At 33.2% G+C, this 26,213-nt stretch carries 23 protein-coding genes and 1 tRNA gene; 4 read left to right on the top strand and 20 right to left on the bottom strand.

Going from position 1 to position 26,213, the window contains the following annotated elements; all coding sequences use genetic code 11:
* Nucleotides 1-1,458 carry an SLC13 family permease gene (locus I600_RS00255; RefSeq protein WP_058102519.1) on the top strand — a complete coding sequence of 486 codons (1,458 nt, stop codon included), beginning with the start codon at nucleotides 1-3 and terminating at the stop codon, nucleotides 1,456-1,458.
* A gap of 450 nt (nucleotides 1,459-1,908) precedes the next feature.
* The gene (locus I600_RS00260; protein ID WP_058102520.1) at nucleotides 1,909-2,373 is read left to right on the top strand and encodes a hypothetical protein; all 465 of its coding nucleotides are present in this window, start codon (nucleotides 1,909-1,911) and stop codon (nucleotides 2,371-2,373) included.
* Nucleotides 2,374-2,384: 11 nt separating this feature from the next.
* On the opposite strand, the gene I600_RS00265 is transcribed toward I600_RS00260, so the two are convergent.
* The 16 genes from I600_RS00265 to I600_RS00340 all read right to left on the bottom strand — a co-directional run bounded on the left by I600_RS00265 (nucleotide 2,385) and on the right by I600_RS00340 (nucleotide 22,662).
* Nucleotides 2,385-3,581: an ankyrin repeat domain-containing protein gene (locus I600_RS00265; protein ID WP_058102521.1), complete on the bottom strand. Its 1,197-nt coding sequence runs from the start codon at nucleotides 3,579-3,581 to the stop codon at nucleotides 2,385-2,387.
* A gap of 25 nt (nucleotides 3,582-3,606) precedes the next feature.
* On the bottom strand, nucleotides 3,607-6,663 hold the full coding sequence (locus I600_RS00270; protein ID WP_058102522.1) for a type I restriction endonuclease subunit R: 3,057 nt from the start codon (nucleotides 6,661-6,663) through the stop codon (nucleotides 3,607-3,609).
* Nucleotides 6,664-6,672: 9 nt separating this feature from the next.
* Nucleotides 6,673-8,517 (bottom strand): DUF262 domain-containing protein, encoded by a 1,845-nt coding sequence (locus tag I600_RS00275; RefSeq protein WP_058102523.1) that lies wholly within the window; start codon nucleotides 8,515-8,517, stop codon nucleotides 6,673-6,675.
* Between the two features lies 1 nt (nucleotide 8,518).
* A complete protein-coding gene (locus I600_RS00280) occupies nucleotides 8,519-9,718 on the bottom strand; it encodes a DUF3883 domain-containing protein (protein WP_058102524.1) in 1,200 nt (399 codons plus the stop codon).
* A 7-nt stretch (nucleotides 9,719-9,725) separates the two neighbouring features.
* A complete protein-coding gene (locus tag I600_RS19365; protein WP_209439172.1) occupies nucleotides 9,726-10,415 on the bottom strand; it encodes a hypothetical protein in 690 nt (229 codons plus the stop codon).
* Nucleotides 10,416-10,470: 55 nt separating this feature from the next.
* Complete coding sequence (locus tag I600_RS00290; RefSeq protein WP_058102525.1) at nucleotides 10,471-11,496, bottom strand: toll/interleukin-1 receptor domain-containing protein; 1,026 nt, start codon at nucleotides 11,494-11,496, stop codon at nucleotides 10,471-10,473.
* An 11-nt stretch (nucleotides 11,497-11,507) separates the two neighbouring features.
* Nucleotides 11,508-12,839 (bottom strand): restriction endonuclease subunit S, encoded by a 1,332-nt coding sequence (locus I600_RS00295; RefSeq protein WP_058102526.1) that lies wholly within the window; start codon nucleotides 12,837-12,839, stop codon nucleotides 11,508-11,510.
* Nucleotides 12,839-15,205 carry a type I restriction-modification system subunit M gene (locus I600_RS00300; protein ID WP_058102527.1) on the bottom strand — a complete coding sequence of 789 codons (2,367 nt, stop codon included), beginning with the start codon at nucleotides 15,203-15,205 and terminating at the stop codon, nucleotides 12,839-12,841. The genes I600_RS00295 and I600_RS00300 overlap by 1 nt, the downstream gene beginning before the upstream one ends.
* Before the next feature lie 24 nt (nucleotides 15,206-15,229).
* The gene (locus I600_RS00305; RefSeq protein WP_058102528.1) at nucleotides 15,230-15,787 is read right to left on the bottom strand and encodes a hypothetical protein; all 558 of its coding nucleotides are present in this window, start codon (nucleotides 15,785-15,787) and stop codon (nucleotides 15,230-15,232) included.
* Nucleotides 15,788-15,937: 150 nt separating this feature from the next.
* Nucleotides 15,938-16,294, bottom strand: a complete 357-nt coding sequence (locus I600_RS00310) for a DUF6804 family protein (protein WP_058102529.1) — start codon at nucleotides 16,292-16,294, stop codon at nucleotides 15,938-15,940.
* Entirely contained in the window at nucleotides 16,254-17,675 is a 1,422-nt protein-coding gene (locus tag I600_RS00315; protein WP_058102530.1) for a DUF4407 domain-containing protein, read from the bottom strand. The genes I600_RS00310 and I600_RS00315 overlap by 41 nt, the downstream gene beginning before the upstream one ends.
* Nucleotides 17,665-19,071, bottom strand: a complete 1,407-nt coding sequence (locus I600_RS00320) for a protein kinase domain-containing protein (RefSeq protein WP_058102531.1) — start codon at nucleotides 19,069-19,071, stop codon at nucleotides 17,665-17,667. Before I600_RS00320 ends, I600_RS00315 begins: the two co-directional genes overlap by 11 nt.
* A gap of 3 nt (nucleotides 19,072-19,074) precedes the next feature.
* Nucleotides 19,075-19,632, bottom strand: a complete 558-nt coding sequence (locus tag I600_RS00325) for a phospholipase D-like domain-containing protein (protein WP_058102532.1) — start codon at nucleotides 19,630-19,632, stop codon at nucleotides 19,075-19,077.
* Entirely contained in the window at nucleotides 19,632-20,639 is a 1,008-nt protein-coding gene (locus tag I600_RS00330; protein ID WP_058102533.1) for a protein kinase domain-containing protein, read from the bottom strand. The genes I600_RS00325 and I600_RS00330 overlap by 1 nt, the downstream gene beginning before the upstream one ends.
* Before the next feature lie 2 nt (nucleotides 20,640-20,641).
* Complete coding sequence (locus I600_RS00335) at nucleotides 20,642-21,787, bottom strand: hypothetical protein (protein ID WP_058102534.1); 1,146 nt, start codon at nucleotides 21,785-21,787, stop codon at nucleotides 20,642-20,644.
* 20 nt (nucleotides 21,788-21,807) lie between these two features.
* Nucleotides 21,808-22,662, bottom strand: coding sequence for a vWA domain-containing protein (locus I600_RS00340; protein ID WP_058102535.1), 855 nt, complete (start codon nucleotides 22,660-22,662; stop codon nucleotides 21,808-21,810).
* 127 nt (nucleotides 22,663-22,789) lie between these two features.
* On the opposite strand from I600_RS00340, the gene I600_RS00345 reads away from it, so the two are divergent.
* Nucleotides 22,790-23,602, top strand: a complete 813-nt coding sequence (locus tag I600_RS00345) for an endonuclease/exonuclease/phosphatase family protein (protein ID WP_058102536.1) — start codon at nucleotides 22,790-22,792, stop codon at nucleotides 23,600-23,602.
* A 59-nt stretch (nucleotides 23,603-23,661) separates the two neighbouring features.
* On the opposite strand, the gene I600_RS19135 is transcribed toward I600_RS00345, so the two are convergent.
* On the bottom strand, nucleotides 23,662-23,826 hold the full coding sequence (locus I600_RS19135) for a hypothetical protein (RefSeq protein WP_157490818.1): 165 nt from the start codon (nucleotides 23,824-23,826) through the stop codon (nucleotides 23,662-23,664).
* A gap of 379 nt (nucleotides 23,827-24,205) precedes the next feature.
* Here I600_RS19135 and I600_RS00350 point away from each other — a divergent pair, with 379 nt between their 5' ends.
* Nucleotides 24,206-24,904 carry a hypothetical protein gene (locus I600_RS00350; RefSeq protein ID WP_058102537.1) on the top strand — a complete coding sequence of 233 codons (699 nt, stop codon included), beginning with the start codon at nucleotides 24,206-24,208 and terminating at the stop codon, nucleotides 24,902-24,904.
* A gap of 19 nt (nucleotides 24,905-24,923) precedes the next feature.
* Here I600_RS00350 and I600_RS00355 read toward each other — a convergent pair whose 3' ends face one another.
* From I600_RS00355 to I600_RS00365, 3 genes are all read right to left on the bottom strand, one after another.
* The gene (locus I600_RS00355) at nucleotides 24,924-25,490 is read right to left on the bottom strand and encodes a hypothetical protein (protein WP_209439173.1); all 567 of its coding nucleotides are present in this window, start codon (nucleotides 25,488-25,490) and stop codon (nucleotides 24,924-24,926) included.
* A 160-nt stretch (nucleotides 25,491-25,650) separates the two neighbouring features.
* Nucleotides 25,651-25,956 carry a hypothetical protein gene (locus tag I600_RS00360; protein ID WP_058102539.1) on the bottom strand — a complete coding sequence of 102 codons (306 nt, stop codon included), beginning with the start codon at nucleotides 25,954-25,956 and terminating at the stop codon, nucleotides 25,651-25,653.
* 55 nt (nucleotides 25,957-26,011) lie between these two features.
* Nucleotides 26,012-26,085, bottom strand: a tRNA-Met gene (locus tag I600_RS00365).
* Nucleotides 26,086-26,213: the final 128 nt, after the last annotated feature.

Consider the following 26,213-nt stretch of genomic DNA (forward strand, 5'->3'; position numbering starts at 1 on the left):
ATGACAACAACAAAAAAAATAGGACTCATACTCGGTCCGTTACTATTCGCATTAATTCATTTTTTCTTCGAAGGAGATGATTTATCAAATGAAGGTAGAGATATTTTAGCGGCAACCGTTTGGGTAGGTATATGGTGGGTGTTAGAAGTTTTGCCTATTGCCGTTACCGCATTATTACCCATCATTCTTTTTCCTTTATTGGGTACTATAAGTTTAGGGGAGACTACTGCTAGTTATGGGCATAAATATGTTTTTCTTTTTATGGGTGGTTTTATGCTGGCCGTAGCAATAGAAAAATGGGGTTTGCATAAAAGAATTGCCCTGTACATTATAAAAACTATTGGCACTAATATCTATACTATTGTTTTGGGTTTTATGGTTGCCACAGCGTTCTTGTCTATGTGGATATCCAATACAGCTACTACGGTAATGATATTGCCAATGGCGGTATCCATAATAAAACAATTTTTAAAAAGTCAATCGGAAGAGATAATCAAAAATGAGTCATTTAGTAAGTTGTTAATGCTTTCAATTGCATATGCCGCATCCATTGGGGGTATGGCAACACTAATAGGAACTCCTCCTAATTTGGTTTTTGCAGGCTTTGTTCAAAAAACCTACGGTATAGATATCAGCTTTTGGCAATGGATGCAATTTGGGTTGCCATTGGCCTCTATATTGCTATTATTATCCTGGTATTATCTTACACGCTTTGCTTATCCACAAAAGGAGAAAACGTTTCCCGGTGGAAAGGCTGAAATCAATAGATTGATCAAAGAACTTGGACCAATGAAAACTGAAGAAAAAAGGGTTCTTACGGTTTTTATCCTAACTGCTTTCTGCTGGATAACTAGATCTTTTCTTTTACAACGCTTTATTCCAAATATAGATGATACCATTATTGCAATTGGGTCTGCCATTGTATTGTTTTTAATACCTACCATCTCTGCAAAAAGAACTTTGTTATTATGGCACGAAGCAGTTAAAATACCATGGGGAATTATATTGTTATTTGGTGGGGGTATGGCAATCGCAAAGGGATTTGAGCAAACAGGTTTAGCCATATTCCTGGGGTCTAAAATGATGTTTTTTAATGGTTTACCTTTAATTATATTATTGTTGTTAATAATTACATCGGTTAATTTTCTTACCGAGGTAACTTCTAATATTGCAACAACGGCCATGATGCTACCTGTAATGGGACCATTAGCGCTATCGCTGGGTGTTAATCCCTACATACTTTTAATTGCTTGTACAACAGCTGCGTCTTGTGCTTTTATGTTACCTGTTGCTACACCACCAAACGCCATTGTATTTGGGTCGGGTTATTTACGAATACCGGATATGATTCGCTCTGGATTTTTAATGAATGTTATTTCTATAGTAATTATTAGTTTAATTATATATTTCTTGTTGCCTGTTCTGTGGAATTTGGAGGGGATGATTATAACTTCCTAATATGTATTATTTTCCTTTTTCATTTGTTTCCTGTAAGGTAAAATAAGAGTAATGGTTAGTTATGGTGATGAAGGGTAAGTGATAGTGGTACCAAGGTTAATAGTTAGGGTAGCTAGCTAGGGTAGGTTAGGGGTAGATGATAGGGTTAGCAATGGTTACTTCATTGGTTATTTTCATTTGTTTCAAACAGGTTAAGCCTTAAATAACTGATTATAAGGTAAATATGTTTTGATGTTTTCGGGGTGAAGAATGGTTGAGCTAACTACCCCGATTTTTATTTTATCAACACATCTTGTTTAGTGGAAAAAAGTATTCCTTTTAGGTTTACAAAATCTCTCCTAGTACGGATACCCGTAAAGAATATTATGCAGTTATTTCTAGTATTGTATTACAGTTACTTTCTTTTATCAATTACTTATAAAAAGGTCAATATAATTTTCAATATCGGATATGCAAAAAGACAGAAAAAAACATACGAGTATCAGCGACTGTTTTACACCAGAATTAACAAAACATTTCAAAGTTGAAATGGATATTGCTCTAAAGAAAATTGATATTAATCCAGTAAAAGAACTTTTGGAGAAATATCATATTGCAAATTTTCAAGATTCCATAGATTTTATTGAAGTGTTAGACTATTGTTTTAATGGTTGGAAAAAGGAACATATGGGCTCTAAGGTATATGGTGAGGTTACTACTGCACAAAGTAGATGTATTGCCTGTGAGCATGGCAAGGGCATGATAGTATATGAGTTTGAATATATTCATGCAGCGGCTCCAATACCAATGAATAGGGTAGTGTATGGTTGGGACTTTGGTATTCTGTTCAATATTAAAAAAGAAATACTCCATGAAGTTAGGGTATGTAATGCTTTTTTGGATAGGAATGAAATGGAGAAGTTAAGCATTGTCTAATTTTTCCCTGTTTATATGTAATATTTCACTGAACCAAGTTTTTGAGGTTCAGGATTTTTTAAAACCCATTGTACAGCCAATTCGCACATGTTATCAACATCTTCATTGTACTTCTTTGTGTCTTTAATGAGTAATGTTAGCTTTTCTAATTCGGAAGACGAAAGACTTATGCCAGTTGCAACAAATTTTAAGAGAGCATTGTTCATTTTATCATGATTACTATTCCAATTTCCGCCGCCATTTCTTTCTATTTCATCAGCTATTTTTCCTGAGATTCTAATAACTTCACCCTGTATGGTTTCAGCTGGTCCGCTAGAGGGTACTAATAGTTCCCATAATTCTTGATGTTGTTTTTCCCATGATTTGTTGGTTACGGTAATAGTGCTTATTCCATCGTGTACTACTCTTTTTTGAATAGGGATAACGTCATATATTTTGTATAATTCGTCTAAAGCAGTACTATACTCTTCTACGATATCTTTATTAAACCCCTCCCTATGAAACTCAAACGTTTTACCAATCTTTTTTACAGATACCTGCATCTTTGAGGTTTTCTTAGCTCCGGCTGTTAAGAAGATTTGAGAGATTTCTACCATTTTTGGAATGTCAATATTATTGCACATACTTAATGATAGTTCTAAGGTGGTCAAGCCGGTTTCACTGATTGCATCTACCGGAGTTCCGGCATTAAGTAATATTTTACAATTTTCAACCACATGAGAAAATGCTGCGTTATGTAATGCATTTCCAATTTTACCATCACTTAAATTGATATCTGCACCTAATTCTAGAAGACTAGTAATATTGCCGAATATGCTGCCCGCCCTATTATGAAGAGGAGTTTTGCCATAAGTATCTGTAGCGTTAATGTCAGCTCCATTTTCAATGAGCCACTTTGCCAATTCATGAGGGCATTTATCGAATGCTAAAGCAGTTTTTTTAGAGTATCCTCCGTATGCATCGATATTATATTTTTCTAAAACTAAAATAAGCTCTTCAATAGTGCTGTTTTCTAAAAGTTCTTCAAAATTTTTAGGTAGTGTTTTTCTTTTGGTTGATGTTTGTTTTTTGCTAACAACTTCTTGGTATGCGGGTGTTACCTCTTCTTTAAAATGCTCCTCAATATCCTTTTTGGCTTTATTGCCATATTTTATTGCGTAATAGAAACCTATTGCGAAAACTAGAAGGGTTAAGAAGGTGTACGTCATTATTTGAATTCTAAATATTCTGTATCTATTTCAAACTAGACATACGCTTCATAGTGTCAAAGAATGCTCTATAGAAAGTTTCATCTTTTGCATACAAACGATATAAGTCTAGTTCTTGTCTTCGTTGTTGAGACATTACATCATCTAGAATTTTCTTAAAAGCTAAATCTTTATTTTGTTCATCTGTATTCTCCACTACTTTCGGTTGAAAGTCTGGGTGTGCTTGTATTGATTTCGTTAAGCCAATAAATTTAACTCTTTGGTCTTCTGGTGTGGCATCCCATCCTTGAAACCATCTTTCATTAAAAGATTGTATTATCATTTCTAAAGGATCCTTATCATCATCTTGACCGTGTGCTCCTCTTGGGTTAGGGTTTTGTGGGTCTACAGAACTTTCTGAGTCATCTAATCCTATTGATTCGTTCAAACGGACACGTTCTAAGCCGTAAGTAGATAAATCTACGGACTCTAACAGCTCATCTAGCGTGTCTATGTCTTTGTTTTTTATTGGGAGTTTTGGAATCAAGAATTTAAGAAACCAAAATAGTTTTTCCCAATCTACCATTTGGTACGGCATTATGGCAGCCATTTGACCGTATATTTTAACGAACTGTTTGGCTTTAATTTTAAAATCTGCCTTGTCGTCATCTTCTAGTTCTAACTCTTGTACAAAGCGTTCTGCTGCACGTTCTGTTAATGGACTTAATTCTTGTGCATCTACTTTATTAAAGAACTTTTCATTAAATTCTTCTACTTCCACCCATTCATAGACACCTACATCATCTAAGACATCTTTTAGTTCATGCAATACATTTACATCGGTAGCACCGCTTAACGAGGTTGCAGTATAAAAGGGGTCAAAAGAGTTTTTAATATCATCGGTCGAGTTAAAGAAGTCAAGCACGAACAAATCTTCTGTTTTCTTTCCTAATTTGTTAGCAGACCTATTTAAACGTGATAATGCTTGAACAGCAAGTACACCTTGTAGCTTTTTGTCTACATACATTGCGCTCAATTTTGGTTGGTCAAAACCGGTTAGATATTTATTGGCAACTACCAAAATTCTATATTCGTCCTCATCAAATTTGTCCTTGGTATCTTTCTCTGAAAAACCGTTCATTTCTGCTTCGGTATATTCTATACCATCTACCACTTTGGTTCCAGAAAAGGCAATGGCAATTTTAAAAGGATTACCCTTATCCATTAAAATGCGCTGTAAGGCTTTAAAATATCTTATGGCAGATTCTATACTTTGGGTAATTACCATTGCTTTTGCTTTGCCCTTAAGTTTTTTGGTATTAACAACTTTTGGTATAAAATGGTCTAAGATAATTTCGGCTTTGGTATTTATGGTTTGTTGATGTTGTTCAACAAACGCACGCAATTTTTTTTGCGCCTTCATATTATCAAAAAGAGGATTTTCTTCAATCGACTTTTCTATTTCGTAATAGCTTTTTAAGGTTGTGTAATTTGCAAGAACATCTAGAATAAAACCTTCTTCTATAGCCTGTTTCATGGAGTATAAGTGAAAAGGCTTAAAGCTTCCATCTTCCTGTTGTACCCCAAATTTTTCTAGGGTTATGGGTTTTGGGGTTGCAGTAAATGCTAAATAAGATGCGTTGCCGCGCATTTTGCGAGATTCCATGGCTTTTACAATTTTAGCTTGGGCATCTAATTCTTCCTCTTCATTAATTTTTTGCCCCATGGCTGTATTCATACTGTCATGTGCTGTACCACTTTGGCTACTATGAGCCTCGTCTATAATTACGGCAAAACGTTTATCACTCAAATCTGCAATACCATCAATTATATGCGGGAATTTTTGGATGGTTGTGATGATGATTTTTTTCCCTTCCTCTAAACTGGATCTCAATTCTTTGGAAGAAAAAGCCGGAGCGATAATATTTTTAACTTCTGAAAAATCGGCAATATTTTCTCTTATTTGTTTGTCCAATAATCGTCTGTCCGTAACAACTATTACAGAATCGAATAGCGGTTTTTCCAATCCTCTATTTCCAGGGGTATGCTCACTTTCAGGATATGTTTCAATTAATTGATAAGCTGCCCAAGTAATAGAATTAGACTTTCCTGATCCTGCGGAATGTTGTACTAAATAAGTTTGCCCAACACCTTTTTCACTCGCATCTGCAATAATTTTTCTAACCACATCCATTTGATGATATCTGGGAAAGAATAAGGTTTTACTCTGTAAAGGGTCTTTTTTCTTACCATCCAATCTTACAAAATGCTGTACAATATTTGCTAAGCTTTCTCGGGTGAAGACATCGTTCCATAAATAGTTTGTTCTATGCCCTACTTCTCCTTTACTAACTTCTGGGTTGCCCTTACCATGTTTGTTTCCTTTATTGAATGGTAAGAAAAAAGTGTTTTTGCCATTCAACTTTGTTGTCATGTATGCTTCATCAGTATCAACGGCAAAGTGAACAATGCAACGAGCAAAGTTTAGTAAGGGTTGTTTGATGTCTCTATTATACATGTATTGGTGTTGTCCATGTACTTTGGCATTTTGACCTGTCCAATGATTTTTAAGTTCCATTGTAACTAGTGGCAAGCCATTAATAAATAACACCAAATCTATTTCTTCTCTTGGGTTGTCTATACTATACCGTAATTGGCGAGTAACACTAAAAGTATTTTGTTCAAATCTATCTTTAATGGTTTTACTACTACTGGCTAATGGTAGTTGATAAAATAAAGTAAAATTGGCGTCATCTACTTGCAAACCTTTTTTCAACAAATGCAGAATACCATATTTCTTTACCAGACGATCATAACGATTAAGAATTTTTAATTTCCAATCATTTTGCTTTTGTAGTTTTTCTAGTTCTTCTTTTTGCGTGGTTTGTAAAAAGTCCCAAAAGAATTGCTCGTCAATAGCAAAACGGGAATTAAAATTAGAAGATTGCCCAATATAATAACCTTTCCCTGTTCTGTAGATTTCTGCATTCTCGTTTAATATACCTACAGAGATACCTTCTGCTTTTACTTCCTCCAGACAAGTGCCCGTTAGTATCTTCTCTATGGATGCTTCTAATGCTTGTTCGTTAGTTTGGCTATGCATAATTATATTTTAGTTAGTATTACTATAATGATCTGTAGACCAAATCTGTTCACAAAGCGATTGCACAACCTTTATTCGTTCTTTAATATCATCAGAATACAACTGTGGATGTGCTTTAAAAGGAATTGACTTTAAAGCACTATTCCTGAAATTTGGATTTTTATGATAAAAATCCGGATGCAGGGTTTGAGCATAAGTATTTTCTTTTAAGTAATGTGGAAGTTTGTCTTCATACTTATCACTATTAAAGGATTGATTTGTTCCATTTGGCAATAAAATAAGAGCTCCGATAGAATTCCTTACATCAGAAAACTCCCATTCTTGGTCGAATTCATCTCTATGATCATCAAAAGAATTACTCCATAAATGTTCTATCTCAAAAGGCTTTCCTTGAGGGTCTTTGTAGTTGACATAATTATTATCACGACCAACACTTTGATCAACAAAAGCAGTAATACGACATAATAAATGCTTGACGAATTTTTTATTTTGCTGATGCAACCTAAAATTTGGGATGGCGCCAAAGTCTTGATCTAATTGATGTAATTCTTTGGTTAATTCTTTATATAATTCATCCAAATCAAGATTTCTTATATTTTTAATAATGTTAAATATAGTGTATTGAATAGATGAAGAACCAAACTTCATAAAATTCACTGAACGTCTTACAGTGAATGTTTCTACAAAACGAGCAACAGCATCCATTTTTTTTACTAGAATTTCATCTGAATCTGAGGATTTCAATGGCGCTAGGAGTAGTGCGTCTTGTAATGACGCTGCAATTCCCCATTGGTTAATGTAAAACAAATGTGGGCATTGAGAATCATATTGTATCGATTTTTCCCATATGAATTTGTATGCCTTAATGAAATAATCAAATTCATTTATAAAAAACTCAAAAAAATGTGATGAATTTGACAGGTTAAATTTGTCGGTATGATTGTTTTTAAACCAATCATGCAGGCGTGTTCCTATTTGTTCATAATCTTGATTTTCTGAATCAGCTTTTCTGGGTCTTACTGTTACTGCATACTTTGCTCTAAACCAGGCTTTAAAAAAATCTAAGTCAGCATTGCTATTTAGCTCATGTAAATCTTTTATGTGATTTTTCCATAGTTGGTTTATTTCACTTCGTTCAACAGAATTACTTATCCGGGATAGCACATAACCTTTAAGCATTTCTGTAGCGGTGATATTCATCCCCCTATCATTCATCGTCTCAAAAATTGTGTATGCGTTTTCGTCAGAATAGGCTGTAATTTTAACTAAAACAACATTTCCAATGAACCAATCTATGAAATATGGAAGAGCATGAGTGGTTAACTCTTCGGGAAAAACATTATGAATATCATTATACCTTCCCACAATGTTATGTACCGTTTCATCATCTAAATTTTTAAGATTATACTCTTCGTTATCAAATAAACCTTTTAGTACCGCTTGACGGTCTTGGTCTGTCATGTTAAAAGATTTTTCACCATATTTTTCTGAGAATACTAAATTTTCAATGTTTACTTGATTTGTAGAGTTTTTTTGAAGGTGATTTAAATAAATAAGAAATAATGTGATTGAGGTGATGCGCTGCTGCCCATCTATTATGGAATTTTTCCCATCAGCGATACTAAAGACAACCGGACCTAAGTAGTAACTTTGATAATTAGCCACATCTGAACGTTTATCCTCTTTTTTATATGATTTTAAAAAGGCATTTGCTAAGTCTTCAATAAGGGTAGTCATATGCTTCTCTTGCCATCTATATTCACGCTGGAAGTAGTCAATGAAAAATTTTTGATCTTTTAATAAATCGTTTATATTCTTGTCAGCTGCTTCAATTTTATTTTTATGATCGGTCATGTTAGTCTCTTTTCTCCTTAAGATTAATCATATAACTCACTGGCTCATTACAGACACTTTCTAATGAACCCTTAAATATTTTGATATCGCCGGTTTGTGTGGTCGTATTGAAATTGTAAACGCGATACAGTCTGTATTTTTTTGAATTTTGAATACTTGCATGCATTTCGTTTTTAGTAATATAAAATGGTGTTTTAAAGCTACCGGTGGTTGCTTTGACTTCTATAAAAATCTCATTTCCTTTCTCATCAATTGAGGTAATGTCATAACCAACTCCATCACCTTTTTCTATAGAGGTGTGTTCTATTTTATTTTTCTTTTTTGAGTCTTTCCATTTTTCTTGTTCGTGTTGTAAAACGAATAACTCCGCTGCGGCACCTATTTTTTGATTACGCTCATTTCTTGAACTATAATCAATTCCACGTCTACCGCTAAGATTTACAGCTAAAGTTGCCGATTGAAAATCTGTCAAATTTAATTCTTCAATATTGATAGGCGTGGAGGTAGTTAATGTAGAAACCTTATCTACATTCAGCATCTCATAATTTACACAGGCGTAGATAAAATCTTGGGTCAGTAAATTATACGCAGAATCTTGATAGGTGTCTTTGTCTAGCCTTTTATGATGTAAACGTATGAGCTCATCATCTTTTAATAGAAATGGCTTTATCCATTCACAAAGACTATAGAATTTCTCAATGTTAGAGACAGCACCTTGTTTCGCTTTTAGAGGGAAATCAAACAATTGATATGCTGCATTAAACATACCGTACTTGTACAAATAAAACTTTTCTGGATAATGAAGAGCTAGATATACGGCAAAGGCTCTATGGTCTTGATAATGGTTTTTAGCGTCAGGTATGGTTGAAACAATGTCAACCATGGTCGATTTGAACTCTTCATATCTATCGGCTAACGGAGTCTCAAGATTGTAAGCTTTTTTAAAAGCGGTACGTACACGTTCTGGGTCTTGTCTAGCGCATGTTCTAACCATTCTTCTTGCCAAATAGTTACCAGAAGCCAACAAATTAGCTGTTGTTTTGATACTTTCCTTCAACATAGCGTGAAAGTCTAGTGCATCTATATCCCAATGTTTTTGGAAATGAGCAACTACCTTCCATTTGTAAATTTCCTTCTCACTTATTTCCGAAAAGTGTTCCTTATAAGATTCTATATATTTTAAAAGTATTTCTTGATTCATATGAAACTTACTTTTTAAAATGTTTTAGTTTACTCTCTATTATGATTAAATCTTTACTTTTCTGCCTAATCAACCGCTTACCAGAAGTATATTGAAATTCCGTATAGTCAAAGATGATTAGGTCTATACCATTTTTCGGTAATTCAGTTCTTCTACGTTCGTCATATAACTTTCGTTGCTCACCTCTAGATATGCCAGATACGGTCATGCGTTTATCAAAATGTGGAACAGCTTCCGAGTGTTGACGTTCATAATATTCAATAACCAAGTTTAGGCTAGGGTAGTAGGCATCTACCGGTAATTTTGTACCTGAATCTCCTCTTAAGAAATCAAAGCGGTGTTGGCGCGAGCCTTGTAGCTTTAAAAATTCATCACACAAATCAATGATATAAGCTTCATCACTTTGTTTAGTAGTAGCGGACTTTTGTTTTGTTCTAGCAGTTATTGCCTTTTTTTGAACAGCTGTTTTGGTAGGTTGAGCAGAAGCTAAAGGTGCTTTATCACCAATAGTAACTACACTTCTAAAATCAGCAACCGTATAACCACCACTAAGACCAAAATCAGAAGCATAAAAGTCTTTCCTTCTAATGTTTGCTCTTATCCCTTTTTGTGTATTGCCATCAGATATAAGTTTCAAGGCTATTAATTCCTCAATTTCCTTGGCTTCTTCTGATGTGAAATGTGACCTGCCTTTCATAATAATTGTTAATACCCGTATTTCAATTATTTTAATATTTTATGCATGTTGTTAACTATTTCCCTTTGCGAAACTTTGGCTCTTTTTCTTTCTGAATGGATTCCATAATAAAAACAAAAGCAGCCTGTACCAAGTCCTCAGAATTTAAAACTCTGTTTTCATCAACTCTCCATACCACATTCTTATTTTCATCCAAATCAACTTTTGTGTTTATTTCTTTTACCCTTTTCGGTTTTTCGTGATCAAAGTAATGCCTCTGATTAAGAGATATATAACCATTCCACATTTTGCATGTCAATGTATTTTCTTTAGCCCAATTTGAAGCCATTTTTCGGTAAAAGAATGTAACTGTATAGCCATGAGAACTAATTAATATTGCGTCAACTTTATCTTCTGTCTTAAATTGAAAATTTGTGACCTGTGAATATTTTAATGCTCTATCTTTTATTTTTTTATACAACAATGAAAATTCTTCCTGAGCTAATTGAACTCCTGCGGTTGATTTTAATATAGCATCCAATTCCTCATTTAGCTTTTCTTGGGAACTTAGTTGATTTGCAACTGCAATTATTGGGTCATAGTCAGGATTGTCAAAGTCTGGTATTGCACCAGGTTCAGGCTTTACTATTTCTGGTTTTTCATAAATTTCTCTACTCAATTTAAACGCATCCATTTCAAATTTTGCATCATCCTTCATGGAATGATAAATTTTTGTAGCTAAATAAGTGGGAGCACTGGTTTGTTTAGTTCCTTTTCTTAAAACAGGAATAAATTTATCGTTACTTGCCTGTAAGTCATATAATCCTTGAGAGATTAGTGAGTACTCAAAACCAGTACCCCCAGTTCTTGCATCTGCTCTTCTTTTATAGTCTTCAGTTAATATTATTAAAACCTTATCTGCTTTCTCCAAACCATTTTCCATGAAATGAGTTAACTCCTTACCTACAGCTAAATCAAATTGATCCAGTAGAACATTACATCCTGCTTTTTCAATTAGGTAATTGGCAAGCTTAAGAACCCATTCTTTGTGTTCTTCACTATCCCATGAATAAGAAATGAAAACTGTTTTTCTTTTGCTCATTTATTTCCTTTTTAACACACCCTAACCTTACCAGTTACCACCCCATTTATTAAACTACTTTTATACTCTTGCAGTTTGCTTATTTCTTGTTCTTTAAGGTTGATTGCAGTTTTCGTTTTTAAATCCAAAATCTCAATATATTTAACAATCTCTGTTATTTCATTAAGACTTGGAAAAGGCACTTTAAAACTTCTTAAATCATTTCGTGAAACTTTAAGTCTTACGGTATTAAATTTACCTTCACCTCTATCAATAGCCATAATACCTCTACCCATACTATAGAGCTGACTTTGAACAATTCTAGATTTAAAAAAGCACTCATAATATTTCGTTATGGAACCGTTATTGAGATTTGTATAGTACGTATAATAGACTGGGCTAATACAGCCAAAATAACTAGAAACTCCTACAGCACCAACAATCATATTCATACTGTTAAAAACTAAATCGTTTTCGTAAGCCAATTTATACTGTGAAAAATCATCTTTGAAACGATCTAAATTTGTTGTCTTTTCTGCATAAAGGGTTATGCCTTTATCGATAGAAAGAGATAATCTTTCTTTACTTTTTATAGGGTTATTTTTCTCATTCCTTTCAATTAGTATATTTTTAAATGATTCTATCTCCCAATGCTCGGGAATCTCACCAATCCACTCCACACCAGAGTCTTTCAACGGCACACTATCATCTAAACCACGTGTTACTGCTTTGTGTGTTAAAATTTGTTTGCGTTCTTTAAGTAAATTTATTTGTTGGGCTTTAATAGCAATAGCCTCGTCTATTTTGGTGGTTTTATCGTCTAAAAATTGGGCTATTTTGGTTTGTTCTGGGAGTGGTGGAAATGACAATAGTAATTCTCCAAAATCACTAAATCTAAAATCTGTAGAACGTTCTCTAATTCCTTTTGCTAAAGCCAAAATGATTCCATTTAAAGCTAAACTTCTTAAAAAATAAGAATAATAGTATTGATTAACCGTATTTGGATATCTCTCGGTACACACTGAATATACAGGTGTCGCTTTTCCATCAGAATCTGAAACACCAATTGCACCAGCAAAAGCATCCATAGCATGTATAACTAAGTCTCCTTTACGAATACCTTGATAACCATGTTCTTTAAGCGCAACTGTAAAACCTGATTTTTTCCTTTTAGAACGAAGTGTTACTTCTCCATCTCTAAAACATGTAACAATTTCGTCTTCTTTTCTGGTAGGTCTTTCATTTTTAATAAAAAGCCATTTAGCTCTCTCAATTTTCCAATGCTCAGGAATTTCACCCAACCATTCCACACCAGAATCTTTATAAGTAGGGTAACGTTGTATTTTAGTTTCTGTTTCTACCATTACACCAAGTTTAAAATATCCGCAATTAAACCATCACTTTGTTGTTCTAGTTCTAAAATATCTGCAGTAACCTCTTCTATGTTACGCAATGGTGTGTGCTTGTAAAAGTATTTGTTAAAGCTAATTTCGTAACCAATTTTGGTAGCGTCTAGGTTTATCCAAGCTTCAGGTACGTGTGGTTTTACTTCGCGTAAAAAGTAGGGGTGTATATTGTCTTTTAAGGGTACGTTTTCGGTATCGCGCAGGTCGCTTTCGGTTTCGTAGGTGATATAGGTGTTGTCACTTCGGCTTCGCTCAGTGACCGTTTTAGGATAATACCCAAAGTCGGGTAAGTCTTCTTCTTTGCAATCTAGATGTACTAAAAGTTTGTTTAGTTTATCGCCAGATAGTTTTTCTACTTTTTTAATCACTTTATCTGCTTCGGCATCATACCAACTTACCGCATTTAAAATGGCTTTTTTATCACTGGCGCTTATGTTTAGTTTTTGCTTTTTAATTTCGGCATCTACTAGTTTTCTAAGGTCATTAAAATTAGTATACTCGGCTTTACCTATGGCTTCTAACAATACAGTTCCTGTTTTCACCAGATTCAAATGTTTTTTCCAAGTATCTACTTTGGTCAATTTCTTTTTATTGGCAGAGGAAAGGTTGAGCTCGTTTTTTTCGCACCATTCTAACAATTCTTTTTCGTGTTGTTTGGTATTAGTGTATATACTATCTCCAAAAGTTTCAAAGGCATACTGCATGGGTTCTTGCAACACTCTGTCATAACGCAAGGTTTCTATACGTGCTGCAGTAAATTGTGCTTTTAAACGTTTTGGGCGCTCTATAGTAGCTTTGTAGTACCCAAAATCTTCATTATCGAACACTTGTGCCGCAATACCTTGCTCGCCTTCACGTTCGGCAACACTCATGTTGGTATACGTATTTACAATTTTAGTAATATGTTTAGGCGAGAACTCGCAGTTTTTGTTCCCTAGGTTTTTACGCAATTTTCGGTACAGTTGTCCTGCATCTATTAATTGTACTTTGCCTTTTCGGTTAGCTGCTTTGTTATTGCTTAAAATCCAGATATAGGTGGTAATGCCCGTATTGTAAAACAGGTTGTTGGGTAATTGCACAATGGCTTCTAACCAATCATTTTCTATAATGTGCCTACGTATGTTGCTTTCACCGCCACCGGCATCGCCCGTAAACAGGCTACTACCATTATGTACCGAAGCAATACGGGTTCCTGTTTTACTTTGCGATAAAGGTTTCATTTTAGAAACCATTTCCATTAAAAACAATAATTGCCCATCAGAAGAACGTGGAGTGGCATCCTGTTCTTCTTCTATTCCCCAGTAATTTTTCAGTTTAATCTGAAAACGAGGGTCAATAACATCTTTTCCATCCTTAATATATTTCTGTTCGCTACTCCAAGACTTTCCGTAAGGAGGGTTAGAGAGCATAAAATCGAATGTAGTGCCAGCAAACTCATCTGTAGATAGGGTAGAGCCAACCCTGATATTTTCAGGGTTGTTGCCCTTGATCATCATATCGGACTTACAAATGGCGTAAGTTTCATCGTTTATTTCTTTACCGTAGAGATACACATCTCCTATGGCTCTTATTTCTCCTTCTTCATCTTTAATAAAGTTTTGACTCTCAGTGAGCATTCCCCCAGATCCACAAGCTGGGTCATAAATGGTCATTACCGGTGGTAAGTTGTCTTTAATAGGATCGAAGATAATGTGGGTCATTAAATCAATCACCTCACGTGGGGTAAAGTGCTCTCCTGCTTCTTCGTTATTTTCTTCGTTGAACTTTCTAATGAGTTCTTCAAATACATACCCCATTCCTAAATTAGAAAGCGCCGGTAGTTTCCTGCCATCCGGGTCTTCTTTTTCAAAAGGGGTAAGGTTAATTTTGGAAGATGTAAACTTTTCCAAAACATCTAAAAGCACATCTTTATTAGCCATGTGCGCAACCTGACTACGAAGTTTAAATTTTTGAATAATCTCCTTTACATTTGGGCTAAATCCGTTTAGGTAATCTTCAAAATTAGCTTGTAGTATTTGTGTACTATTAGTAGCAGTATCTTTTAATTGTTGAAGTGTCCACTTACTGGTATTATAAAAAACAAAACCAGAAGCTTGGCGCAGTCCTGTCTCGTCCCATTCTGTAAAGCCAGCTTCATCTCTTTGAAAAGCAAGTTCTTCTAAAACGGCTTCTTTTGTGGGTTCTAGCAAGGCATCTAAACGGCGCAGTACAATCATTGGTAATATAACATCTCTATACTTGCCACGTACATATACGTCTCGTAAACAATCGTCTGCAATAGACCAAATAAAGGATACTAATTTATTGTGGGATGATTTGTTCATTATTGGAATTCTTTATCTGTTTTGTTAATCAACATTTTCAAAAAACTTGGTAGCGTATTTACAGTAGTCAATAATAAGTTCGCTATCAGTTTCAAATTCTTTTCGTTTACCAAGCCAGTTTTTAGTCTTTTCTGTAATTTCCTTACCGGCTTTTAATTCGGCATAAGATATACACTTTATGTGTTTAGGGGTAACTAATACAAATAAGGCATTTTCAAAAGGATAATCGCCATAACTTTCAATATCCTTTAAGGTCAACTTTCCGTTTTTACGAAATTTTACTTCAATAAAATGGGCTTGCTTATCTTTAAAAACCACAAAGTCCGGCATTTGTCTAATATTTTTAGAAACATCGCCCCTAACACCTTTAAGTAAATCCAAAATTCCCGGAATGGTATTTTCCATTCCGTACTTATAGACTTGAAAATCTAGAGATATAAAAAGTTGTTCTATTATGGTTTCGGCAATTCTACCTTTAATAACCCCCGAAACCCAGGGATTTCCGTTTTTCTTGTTATAACATTCGGTACATAGACCATTGTTGAATTTGGTGTATTCACCACACGTTGTGCAATCAGGCATATTAACATTGAAATTTTTATGGGGGAATTATTCTACTACCAAAATAATGAAAGCATTTTTAAAAACTATTGTAAAATAAGACTCATATAAATTTTACAATTTTATAAAAACCTAGTGCTCTTAAAATGAGAAAATTAATGCTTATAATAATTAAAATTTTTTATCGGTTTTATTTGATTTTTTAATAAAAATAGAAGCTAACAACACAATGCCAACCACAACATCAACTATATTCCATAATTCCCTGCCTAAAGCTATTTTGTAAAATGGCTGAAAGAGGAGTGCAAGGGCAACATATATGAATACCTGTTCACTTTTATCTTCTTCATTAGCCTTGTATGCTAAGAATCCAAAACCTGCCAATGCCAGAAAGCGTACTAATTGAAAATAGCCATAGGGCATGTTTAGTAGGCATAGGAAGAAGAGTAGGGCTAGGGTTGTTTTGATTAATTTAATATATCCAAAACTATACTTTTGTCTCAGATGTTGGTTTTTTCTTTTGTCCATTTATAATATTATTTACACCTGATCTTAACTTCTTTAATTCCTCTTTTTTCCATTTCTCAATGGCTAATTCAGCTACTTCAGCCTGAGCTAGTGCTATTTTATTCAATAAAGCTGTGTTAGCGGCAATTTCTGCATCAAGCTTATTCTGGTTTTTTTCAGTAGATATTTTGATAGAAGTATTAATTTCGTCGTTGATGTCTGAAATTCTCTGTTTTTCTTTAACAAATGACTCGTGTTTTATTCTATCCATCATATCATCGTATGGTCCAGCTTCTGCCATTAACTTAAATAAGACAGGTGCTACTTCAATGAAAATAAATAGTAATGTTATTAGCCATTTAGCCCACCACATGGCAGGTATTTTCACCTTCCACCAATTTTCAACTTCTGTATCCCATGAAGTTAGAATACTCATAGCTTCTAAATGCGCTGCGAATCCGTCATAATTTTTTGTTTTCTGCTCGTATCCTTCATTTTTTAGATCAACTGTTTTTTGTTTTGAATTTATCTGTTGATCTAATGCTTCTTTTTCTTGCTGTTTGTTAGAAAGTAAATCATTGATTCGATTTTTCTCTTCTATAATTGCATTACCCTTATTTTCGTTTAGTTCGGTGATCTTTTCTTGTAATTCAGCTATTTCTGTTCTCGCTTTATTTCTTTCTCCTTGTCTTGCACGTAGAGTATTTAATCTGCTATTGATAACGTTGGATTTCAAAGAATCATTTTTGGCTCTTATGTATTGGCTGTACGAACTATTTACTTTTTTTTGAAGTGTCTCCATTAATGAATTTTTGTTTTTTAAATCGTTCTTAAGTTCAGCTATAGAGTTTTGAAAAAATAGTCCTGCATTATTCGCTAAGTTGGTTTTATCATAAGTGAGTTTACTAATTTCGCTTTCGATTGATGTTCTTCTTTCTTTAATTTTATTTAATGCAGCAATGAAAGTAGTATCTCTATTTTTTAATTCTTCAGCCTTATCGATCTTCAATCGTTCAACGACAGTTTGTATCTCTGTTTCAAAGATTTTCAATTCAAGAGGTGTAGAGATTACAAATCCTAATAATACTGCCATAAGTAAACGTGGTGCAGCAATTTTCCATTCATCTTTAGTTATTTTTTGTGTACCATCTCCTTTTCCAATGGTAGAAACAATATACCTATCTAAATTAAAGATTAATAAACCCCAGAATGCACCAAAAAAAATAGACGGTGTAACAGCCTTAAAAGCTGTAAAAAATGCATAACCTCCGGCAAAGCTAGCCATTAATGCAGTGAAGACAATAGTGCCACCAACACCAAAGTATTTGGCGTGGTCAGTTGGACATTTCTTTAATATGTCAATGTTGGCACCTGCGCACCACCAGAAAAATCTATTTATCATTTGGGCTGGTTTTAGTTGTTTTAATTTTACCTAGAATGGATGTAAAGTTTAATGATTTCCAGATATTGGAACTAATTGGTTTTTTAATAGTTTCACCGAAATTATCATTTAATTCAATGAAGTTTATTTCTTCTAAATTTTCATTAAAATTTAGGTCTAGACTGGAGTTTATTTTGTTGATTCCCAATTGTATATCTGGAAATTGCGGTATTTTAATTTTTAAGTTTGTAGTTGAATGAAATTCAGGAATGGGTACTAGAACGCTTTCAATTAATGGTGTGGGAAATACTTTTACATTTAAGACAGCTTCTTTAGTTTCGTTAAAACCTATTGCTGTTAATTTATATTCATGGTGGTCTAAGGGTTTAACTATAGCTCTTCCAAGATGTTTTACCTCTCCAACAGCACTAATTGTAACTTTTATAGCATTTTCAACATGCCACAATAGAATTAGCTCAGCACCTTTAATTACAACCTTTTTATTGCATGAAAATTCATGAATTGTTGGTGGTTCTAAGTATTTGTTAAATGGTTTTAAATCGTAATAGTTTGTAGTGTTTAAATATTCAATTAATATGGAAATTAGACAATCAATTTTTATGGATATTCCTTTTATATCTTGATAAACTGTTGAAGATTCAAAATTTTCAAAATCTGTTTCGGTGAATAGTAAATATTGAGTGTTCCTAACTTCATATTTATCCCAAAATTCAGGTTTTTCAGCAAGTATTAGAATTGATAAATAAATAATTAATTCGGAAAAATAATCAGCTTTCAAGGAGCATGTTCCGCCCTTAAATCTTGAAGGATGCTGGTAACCTTTAAGACCTGTTACTAATTGCTGACTACCTTCTAATTCTGGAATGCAAATTGAATCATAATCGACCAATTTTAATGCTCCCTTTTTATTGATTAGAATGTTTCCCTCTTGTAGATCGCCGTGTGATATCTCATTCTCTCTTAACGTTTTAAACATTAAGAGTAAATCCTTTGATAACTTTTTTAATACGGATGGATTATTAAGGTGTTGTTCAATAAATTCCTTTAGCAAAATACCCTCAAGCCATTCCATTCGGATGGTGTCTATTAATTCACCATTAACGAGAATCCCTTTTTTATCATAAATAAACTCTGCAAAATAACTAAGTTTTTTTGAACTCAAATAATTCGATATTTTTAAATATCGTTCTTCATTTTCATCCATAGGCACGTGCCATACTCTAAATGCCCATTTTTTAAAATTATGGGTTAATTGAAAAACCATATTAAAACCACCTACATACACAAAGGGATTGCCATTTTTGTTAAACCTTGGTACAGCGCCTTGTAATTGTGGTATTTTTAAAAACAAATCAAGGTTTTTAATAGCAGTTATTATGTCCTGTTTGTTAGCCATGCATTAAAATTTATCAACTATATTAGAACTTGGTTTTAATACACTACTAGGTTTATTATCCCATTTAGACATTATTTTTTCAATAGGTAATAATGCAACTTCATTATTTTTAATGGTGAAACCATATTTAGGTTTTAGTTCATTAAATTTTTCAATGAATTTATTTGCAAGTGTTTGGTTGTTATCCAATACTAAAATATTTTCTTCATTTTTTCTTGCTTTATAAGACCAGTTATAAGATCCAGTAACTACACGGATATTATCTATTATGCAAAATTTATTATGCATAAAACTTTCTCGTAGACCATCATTTAGATTACCTATGTAGCTTACTTTTCCATTATACTTTAATAGTTCTTTAAAATTGACTCTAGATTTTTTATTATGCTTATGATTTGCGATTATAACTTCTACATTAATACCTTCTTTTACCTTTTTAACTAAACTTTTATAGATGTCAAAATCTGTAAACCAAGCAATACAAACCTTTATATCAAATTGGGCATTAGTGATTTGATGTATAATTTCTAAATGGATTTTGTCGAAGTAAACTTTAGTCATTAAAATTTATTTGTAATATTTCTCTTGTTGGGATATGTCGTTGATTTTTTAATTGCTGGGTTTGGTTGACTATCCCATTTATTAAAAATATTATCTTTCAATGCCTCTTTTTTATTTACTAATAATTCCTCAATAGGTCTTAAATCTTTTATATCCGAAATCATCAATTCTTCAAGCATTTTTTCTGTCAACTCTTTAATCTCCGTATTAACAGAATTAAGGGCTAAACTAATTATCGAAGAGCTATTTGGGTTTTCAAAATCATTTTTAGAAAAAAGTAAATCTTCTGTTTCATAATAATCGCTCCATAAATTAGAGTTATCTGCAAATAGTAGTAGGGAAAGGTAAATTACCAGTTCAGAAAAATAATCCAATTGGGAGTTTACATAACTATTAGTATTTCTTGCCGGATGTTGATAGCCAGGCAATCCTTTAATAGTATCTGGCATTCCGTCCAAAGAATCAATGAACATAGAGTCATAATCTATAGCAACAAGGGAGCCATCATCTTTAACCAAAACATTTCCATGTTGTAAATCACCGTGAGCTATATTTTGACTATGAAAATATTCAACCATATCCCTAAACCTTTTGGCTAAATCTAGAATAGCTTTGGAGTTTGAAATGTTATCGTTAATATATTCTTTTAAGGTTTTTCCATTTACCCAATCCATTAAGACTATTGGGTGTAATTTGCCATTAACTAGAACTGCGTCATCAATATATTTGAAACTAACGAAGTAATTGCTTTTGAGTTTTTCTAAATAATTTGAAATCTCAAGAGAACGTTTTTTTGCATCACCAATATCAGCTATCCATAGTCGTATAGCCACTTTTTCCCCTGATGATTTGTGAAATGGAAATACAGTAGTGTACCCGCCGGAATATTGAACTGTTCTAGATCCTTTTTGAATAACAGATCCACCTAATATTTCATTTGATTTGAAACTTACATTAGGGTTTCGCATAGCCGTAACTAAATCGGTTCGAGAAGGATAATTTGCCATAACTAAAATTTATCTGTTATTTGTTGAGAAGGATTGTTATTCTTCTTATTAACTGTTATAGTAGTATTATCCTCAGGTGAATTGATTTGTTTTGATGAAAGAGGTGTTTCTAAGTCTTTAGTAAACCCCTTTGGGGTTTCAGTTAGGCTAAGATTGATATTTTCCGCTAATTCGTTATTTTCATTTGTTGTCTCAGCTTTTGTTTGCCTATCAGAATTTTGTTCAACAACTTCTTCATTCTTTAAGTTAGCTGATTGCTTAGGGGAATCTTTAACTTCATCTATAGATCCTTGTTTTTTTTCATTAGATTCAACCAAAGAAGTAATAGATGATTTTATGTTAATTCTTTCGTTTTCGATCAGTTCATCAATACTAGCAGTATTTTCTTCATTATAATTAAGGTCTTTTTTTCCGTCCTCGTTGACCTCTATTATTAATATTGCACTATCATCGTTCCCTAATTTGTTATTTAGCCTTTCTTCATCTACAAATCGCTCAAAATCATTTTGACCTGTCCAAACTTTTATTTTATGAATAGCATTTTCTTTTTCATTTAAGAACCATTCCGCCAAGGCATCTGTCATTAAATAAAAAGTACCCTCTGTAAGACTTTCTTTTAAAGTGCATTTTTCTCCTTTATGTTTTGTTCCAATACTATTTAAATAATCTGGAAAATTATCGAATTCAATTGGAGGTTGCTTTGAAGAAATAGGTATAGTGTCAACTTTGAAATCAGTAAAATTTTTTGGTACAAAAAATAGAAAACTATCGCCAAGAGCCTGGGCAGTCCAGTAATATTCGCTATTTTGATAAAAAAAGTTTAATCCTACAAATGTAGCTAGAGCAGATTCTCTTCGGTTAAAAGCATTTTTTGTGAACCATTTTGTCTCTGGATTTTGAACGATATTTGTAACATCTTCTAGCCATTTTTTTTGACAATGATTTATAAACTCATTATCCGTATTCCAAGTTTTATCAACCCAATTGTTAACTAAAGTTTCTGCCCAAATTTTTGGGAAAAAGGATTTGGATACACCATCAGAAATTGAAAATTTATGGTTCTCTTTATTATATGCAAATCGATCTGCACAATCATAATATAATTCGGACTCTTTTGGTTTAATAAAACCTTTTATGGATAATTGCATTTACTTTTTTACTATTAGGATTAAGCAATTTTATCAGTACCACCTCCTGATGATCCAAAATTGATAAATTTGATAAATAAATCTGGATCTGCATTAGAAACAAAACCTCTAGACTCAGTGCCTACCTTTAAATCCTGTTTAACGGCTGCTTGTTTATATGATTCAGGTACTTTGCTTGAAATATTAAATAAAAACTTAGCTTGATCGTCAGAAATTTCACTTTCACTTTCTGCAAATTCACAAACTTTTGCTCCTCCATCTCCTAAATGACAATTAAAAAGTAATGGATTACCATCAATAGAGTTAATACTCATTATTTCTTTTGAAACCGAAATGGATTTGCTGGTATCTACAGAAGAACCGCCAGTGTATGGTAATCCATCAGAAATGTTGATTATTACTGGTGCTGGGTTCTCAGGTTTTTTTGTTAACCATCCATTAATTAATTCCTTTGCGAATGAAAGTGCTTCTGCCATTGGGGTTAGTCCATTAGCTACGGGTTCAATGAAAATAGGCATTTGTTCATCTATTTCAATTAAACCACCAGCCCCATCGGATACTTTTTTCTTTAAAGATTCCATTCTTATAGGACTGTCAGCAAAAGAACTTAAATAGTCAGATCTAATATCATCAACTGCTAATGAACCACTACCTCCATAACCAATCATTGATATGAATAATCGATCCTTAACCTTTTCTCCGTCCATATTAGTGTTGATCAGCTCATTGATAGTTCTATTTATTACTAGTGCTGTAAATTCAGATTTGTTTTTTCCTTCTCCATAATTTTCCGACATAGAACCAGATTGGTCTACTAAGAAAATTATATAACCAGGAGTAGCTGAACTCCACTGCTTTGAATTTGGTTGGCTCATTTTATTTTTATTTATGATTAAATTTTAATTAGAGTTTAAAAGTATTTAAAGCTTTTTTTTATTTGTTACGGGATTCCGTAATCGACCTAAATTTTTAATGTTAATTTTGTTTTAACTAAAATCAACCATGTTAAAAAAGCCCTGTTTTTTACTATTAATTATACTTCATTTTACTGTATTCTCTCAAGACCAAATCAGCGTAATTTCTTGGAACATTCAAGATTTTGGTAAAACCAAAAACAGCGAAGAGTTAGATAGAATGGCAGAAATACTTCGTCATGCTGATATAGTTGCGTTACAAGAAGTGGTAGCAGGATATGGCGGGGCACAAGCGGTTGCGAAGCTTGCGGATAATCTAAATAGAAAAGGTGCAAAATGGGATTATGTGATTAGTAATCCAACCAATAGTCCTAAGTATGTAACTGAACGTTATGCGTTTATTTGGAAGACCAAAAACATTAAAATAAAGAATAGGGGAGCCTTAATTTTAGAATTGGATTCACTGGTTGATAGAGAGCCTTTCTTTCTTGATTTTTATATTAAAGAGCGTAAGCTTTCTATAATCAATTTTCACTCTAGACCACATGATAAAAACCCGGAAAGGGAAATATTAGCAATTACCGACTATTTAAATTCAGATGATTTTCAACATCCAATAATACTTGCTGGGGACTTTAATGTAGATCAAAAGAAAATAGCTTTTAAAGGTTTAAAAGAGCAAGGTTATACCGCAGCGGTTAAAGACGCCAAAACTACATTGAAACTCAATTGTACCATAGACGGTTACCTAAATTATCCAATTGATAATATTTTTTATTCCGATAAAATTTTAGCTAATAAAAGTTATGCAATCGATTTTGTAAAAGCCTGTGAGAATCTAACTAGTGCAAGGGAGCTGTCTGATCATTTGCCAGTGTTTTTAAATTTTAGTTTCAAATAGTGTAATAAAAAAGAGGAGCTAACCATATTTGATTCGCTCTTCTTTTAAAACTATTACAATTAATTAATTGGTGGGTCTGGTGGTGGAGGCGGAGGAGGAATATCTCCACCATCACCACAACATGCTTGTAGTTCTATTTCATGCTCTGCTAAATCTTGAGGGTCACAAGATAAAGAGGCAGCATTGAGGATTACCGTAGATAATATTATAAAAATTTTCTTCATTTTGTTTAAGATTTTTGGACATACCAATGGCTGTCCGAATTAGAAATCAGTTATGGTTTGCGACGTAAATCGCATATAAAATGAAAGGACGTCTCCCAATGTTGAGAAGTAGAAATCCAAATGCGGTAGTGCCTAGCTACTTCTCAATCGGGCTATTTACCGACCGCATTTATAGATTTCCGAGAGACTGATTTATTGTTGGATTTTGATAGCTATTCGTAGTCCTAAATCAATCTTAAACAAAGAAATAAGAAGTTGACGAATAGGGGCTAGACATAACTTTGACTTGTGTTGGACATATGTTGGACAGCAATGATAGCAGCGGTTATAGAGGGTGTTTGCTAGGAAGAAATAAGAATTAAATTGTAATTTTAGAAGTATGAATGAGGAGATAATTAATGAAATAGTTCAAAAGGTTTTTGCAAAAGCAAAAACAGAATGTGCAATTCATACTAATAATGCTCTTAATAATCATATTGAAAATTCTACGGCAATAAGCTATAAAACAGCAGAAAGACTTTGTCAGAAGTATATTGACAAAAAAGACAATATAGGTAAGCAATCTGAGCACACTATTAATGTGCTATGTCAATATCTAGGTTACGAATCATTTGCAGATTACGTTAAACAAAATTCAAAAGGAAAGATTAATCTTGAAGTTAATAAAGTAGGTGCGAAAAAGAATTGGAAACTAATAACAGCTATAAGTTTGATTGTAGTTGTTGGATTGATTTTAGGTTTGAGCGAGAAGAGTAAGGAGCCAAAATGTATGGTGTGGAGAATAGACCATTATGAAAAAACGGATTGTTCCACTAGTTACACAGAAAATATTATACCATTGGATGAAGTAAGATTACAAAATTTTAAAAAAGTTAAAGTAAATATTACTTGTACCTTTTTTGATGAAACTACGGGTGAGCCAACAAAATGGTATTATAAGTCTGGTAATACTATTGAATTTTATACCGGTCCTGGGTTACATCCTGTTAATGGAAAAACTTTAAAAGCGATTACAGAGCATATAATAGATAAGTATGTACCTATTCATACTTATGAAGAGAGTTCATTTGCGGAATAACGCTTCATTTTTATTTGGTTTATTTTTCACTGAACACATATTTCATCAAATAGGCATCCATTTCATCATCTGTGGGTATTTTGTTTTTAAAAATTGGGTCTTTTAAAGTCTTTGTTGATGATTTAGTTTCAGCTTGATTATCTATAGAAGGCAGCGGAGTTGAATATTTTTCAAATTTATATTGTTTATTTAAAGCTAATATAATCTTTAGCTCTCCTTCAAACTGAATGGTTTCCTTTAAAATTGTTACTTTATCTATTAATTTCTCATTGAAGTAATTTGCATTTCCTGTTAAGTATTCATTCAATCCCTCAGGGTAATTTTGAATGACATTTAACTTCATTGCTTCACGCTTGGTATAGTATAATTCAATTTTTGGCGTATTCTCTAATTTTGGCATACCATCAATGTTTTCTAGCAAATGGACAAAGTCAAACCCGGGAGCGTTTCTATTGTTGATGATATTCATAAATAATAATCTTGCTATTATCTTTGCTTCTTTCTTTTTTAATCCAATAGTGTGATTATTGAACTGATGGAAGAAATTTATAAATACGTTATTTATATGTTCTTGATAACGCTGCAATATAAAGGCGTAATATGCCTCTACAAGAGGTGGGCAAGGATCTAGTCTAGTTTTAAAATTACTTTTGTCATTCAGGTTGATTGTCTTGTTGAACGGAATAGCGACCACGCTAGAGCTTACGTACAGCTTTTTCTTTTTAAAAAGTTTTAGACGTTGCTCACTAGTTAATTCTTGAAGCCTTTCGTTTGCTAAACACCCAAAATAATTCTTTCTTCGTTTTTAAATGATTCACACCGGCTTTTATTGGTGTTTGTCTTTCTAACTTATGTGTTTTTGGATTTCGATAAGAAAAATAAACGTACCAATCTTTGGCCAAGGCATCTTTTTTCTGCCTATAAGTAAGTTTGGACCAACCATTTATAGGGACACCTCCAGTGTAGAATTTGGGTTCGGAATAGTTCAGTTTCATGTTCAAACCGTATACGTTATCGTATACGGTAGGTAAAAGTATGTAATTTAAGGACATAAAAAAACGGCTTGTGCGTACACAAACCGTTGATTTTGTTGGTCTTTACCTACTGTAGCGAGAGGGGGGCACGATCCCCCGACCTCCGGGTTATGAATCCGACGCTCTAACCAACTGAGCTACCTCGCCATATTATTTTTAAACGGCTGCAAATATAGTGGTAATTTATTTGTTCTTCAACAAAACTTCATGAAAAAAATTATACTGATCATTTATTTTTTTATCATTTAGAAATATATATATTGCTCGGCATAAAG

It is taken from the genome of Maribacter dokdonensis DSW-8, from assembly GCF_001447995.1.
In the GTDB taxonomy this organism is placed as follows: Bacteria; Bacteroidota; Bacteroidia; order Flavobacteriales; family Flavobacteriaceae; genus Maribacter; species Maribacter dokdonensis.

Excerpts from the sequence above, each read along its gene's own strand:
- I600_RS00255 (WP_058102519.1), top strand. The coding sequence starts at position 1 with ATGACAACAACAAAAAAAATAGGACTCATACTCGGTCCGTTACTATTC.
- I600_RS00260 (WP_058102520.1), top strand. The coding sequence starts at position 1,909 with ATGCAAAAAGACAGAAAAAAACATACGAGTATCAGCGACTGTTTTACA.
- I600_RS00265 (WP_058102521.1), bottom strand. The coding sequence starts at position 3,581 with ATGACGTACACCTTCTTAACCCTTCTAGTTTTCGCAATAGGTTTCTAT.
- I600_RS00270 (WP_058102522.1), bottom strand. The coding sequence starts at position 6,663 with ATGCATAGCCAAACTAACGAACAAGCATTAGAAGCATCCATAGAGAAG.
- I600_RS00275 (WP_058102523.1), bottom strand. The coding sequence starts at position 8,517 with ATGACCGATCATAAAAATAAAATTGAAGCAGCTGACAAGAATATAAAC.
- I600_RS00280 (WP_058102524.1), bottom strand. The coding sequence starts at position 9,718 with ATGAATCAAGAAATACTTTTAAAATATATAGAATCTTATAAGGAACAC.
- I600_RS19365 (WP_209439172.1), bottom strand. The coding sequence starts at position 10,415 with ATGAAAGGCAGGTCACATTTCACATCAGAAGAAGCCAAGGAAATTGAG.
- I600_RS00290 (WP_058102525.1), bottom strand. The coding sequence starts at position 11,496 with ATGAGCAAAAGAAAAACAGTTTTCATTTCTTATTCATGGGATAGTGAA.
- I600_RS00295 (WP_058102526.1), bottom strand. The coding sequence starts at position 12,839 with ATGGTAGAAACAGAAACTAAAATACAACGTTACCCTACTTATAAAGAT.
- I600_RS00300 (WP_058102527.1), bottom strand. The coding sequence starts at position 15,205 with ATGAACAAATCATCCCACAATAAATTAGTATCCTTTATTTGGTCTATT.
- I600_RS00305 (WP_058102528.1), bottom strand. The coding sequence starts at position 15,787 with ATGCCTGATTGCACAACGTGTGGTGAATACACCAAATTCAACAATGGT.
- I600_RS00310 (WP_058102529.1), bottom strand. The coding sequence starts at position 16,294 with ATGGACAAAAGAAAAAACCAACATCTGAGACAAAAGTATAGTTTTGGA.
- I600_RS00315 (WP_058102530.1), bottom strand. The coding sequence starts at position 17,675 with ATGATAAATAGATTTTTCTGGTGGTGCGCAGGTGCCAACATTGACATA.
- I600_RS00320 (WP_058102531.1), bottom strand. The coding sequence starts at position 19,071 with ATGGCTAACAAACAGGACATAATAACTGCTATTAAAAACCTTGATTTG.
- I600_RS00325 (WP_058102532.1), bottom strand. The coding sequence starts at position 19,632 with ATGACTAAAGTTTACTTCGACAAAATCCATTTAGAAATTATACATCAA.
- I600_RS00330 (WP_058102533.1), bottom strand. The coding sequence starts at position 20,639 with ATGGCAAATTATCCTTCTCGAACCGATTTAGTTACGGCTATGCGAAAC.
- I600_RS00335 (WP_058102534.1), bottom strand. The coding sequence starts at position 21,787 with ATGCAATTATCCATAAAAGGTTTTATTAAACCAAAAGAGTCCGAATTA.
- I600_RS00340 (WP_058102535.1), bottom strand. The coding sequence starts at position 22,662 with ATGAGCCAACCAAATTCAAAGCAGTGGAGTTCAGCTACTCCTGGTTAT.
- I600_RS00345 (WP_058102536.1), top strand. The coding sequence starts at position 22,790 with ATGTTAAAAAAGCCCTGTTTTTTACTATTAATTATACTTCATTTTACT.
- I600_RS19135 (WP_157490818.1), bottom strand. The coding sequence starts at position 23,826 with ATGAAGAAAATTTTTATAATATTATCTACGGTAATCCTCAATGCTGCC.
- I600_RS00350 (WP_058102537.1), top strand. The coding sequence starts at position 24,206 with ATGAATGAGGAGATAATTAATGAAATAGTTCAAAAGGTTTTTGCAAAA.
- I600_RS00360 (WP_058102539.1), bottom strand. The coding sequence starts at position 25,956 with ATGTCCTTAAATTACATACTTTTACCTACCGTATACGATAACGTATAC.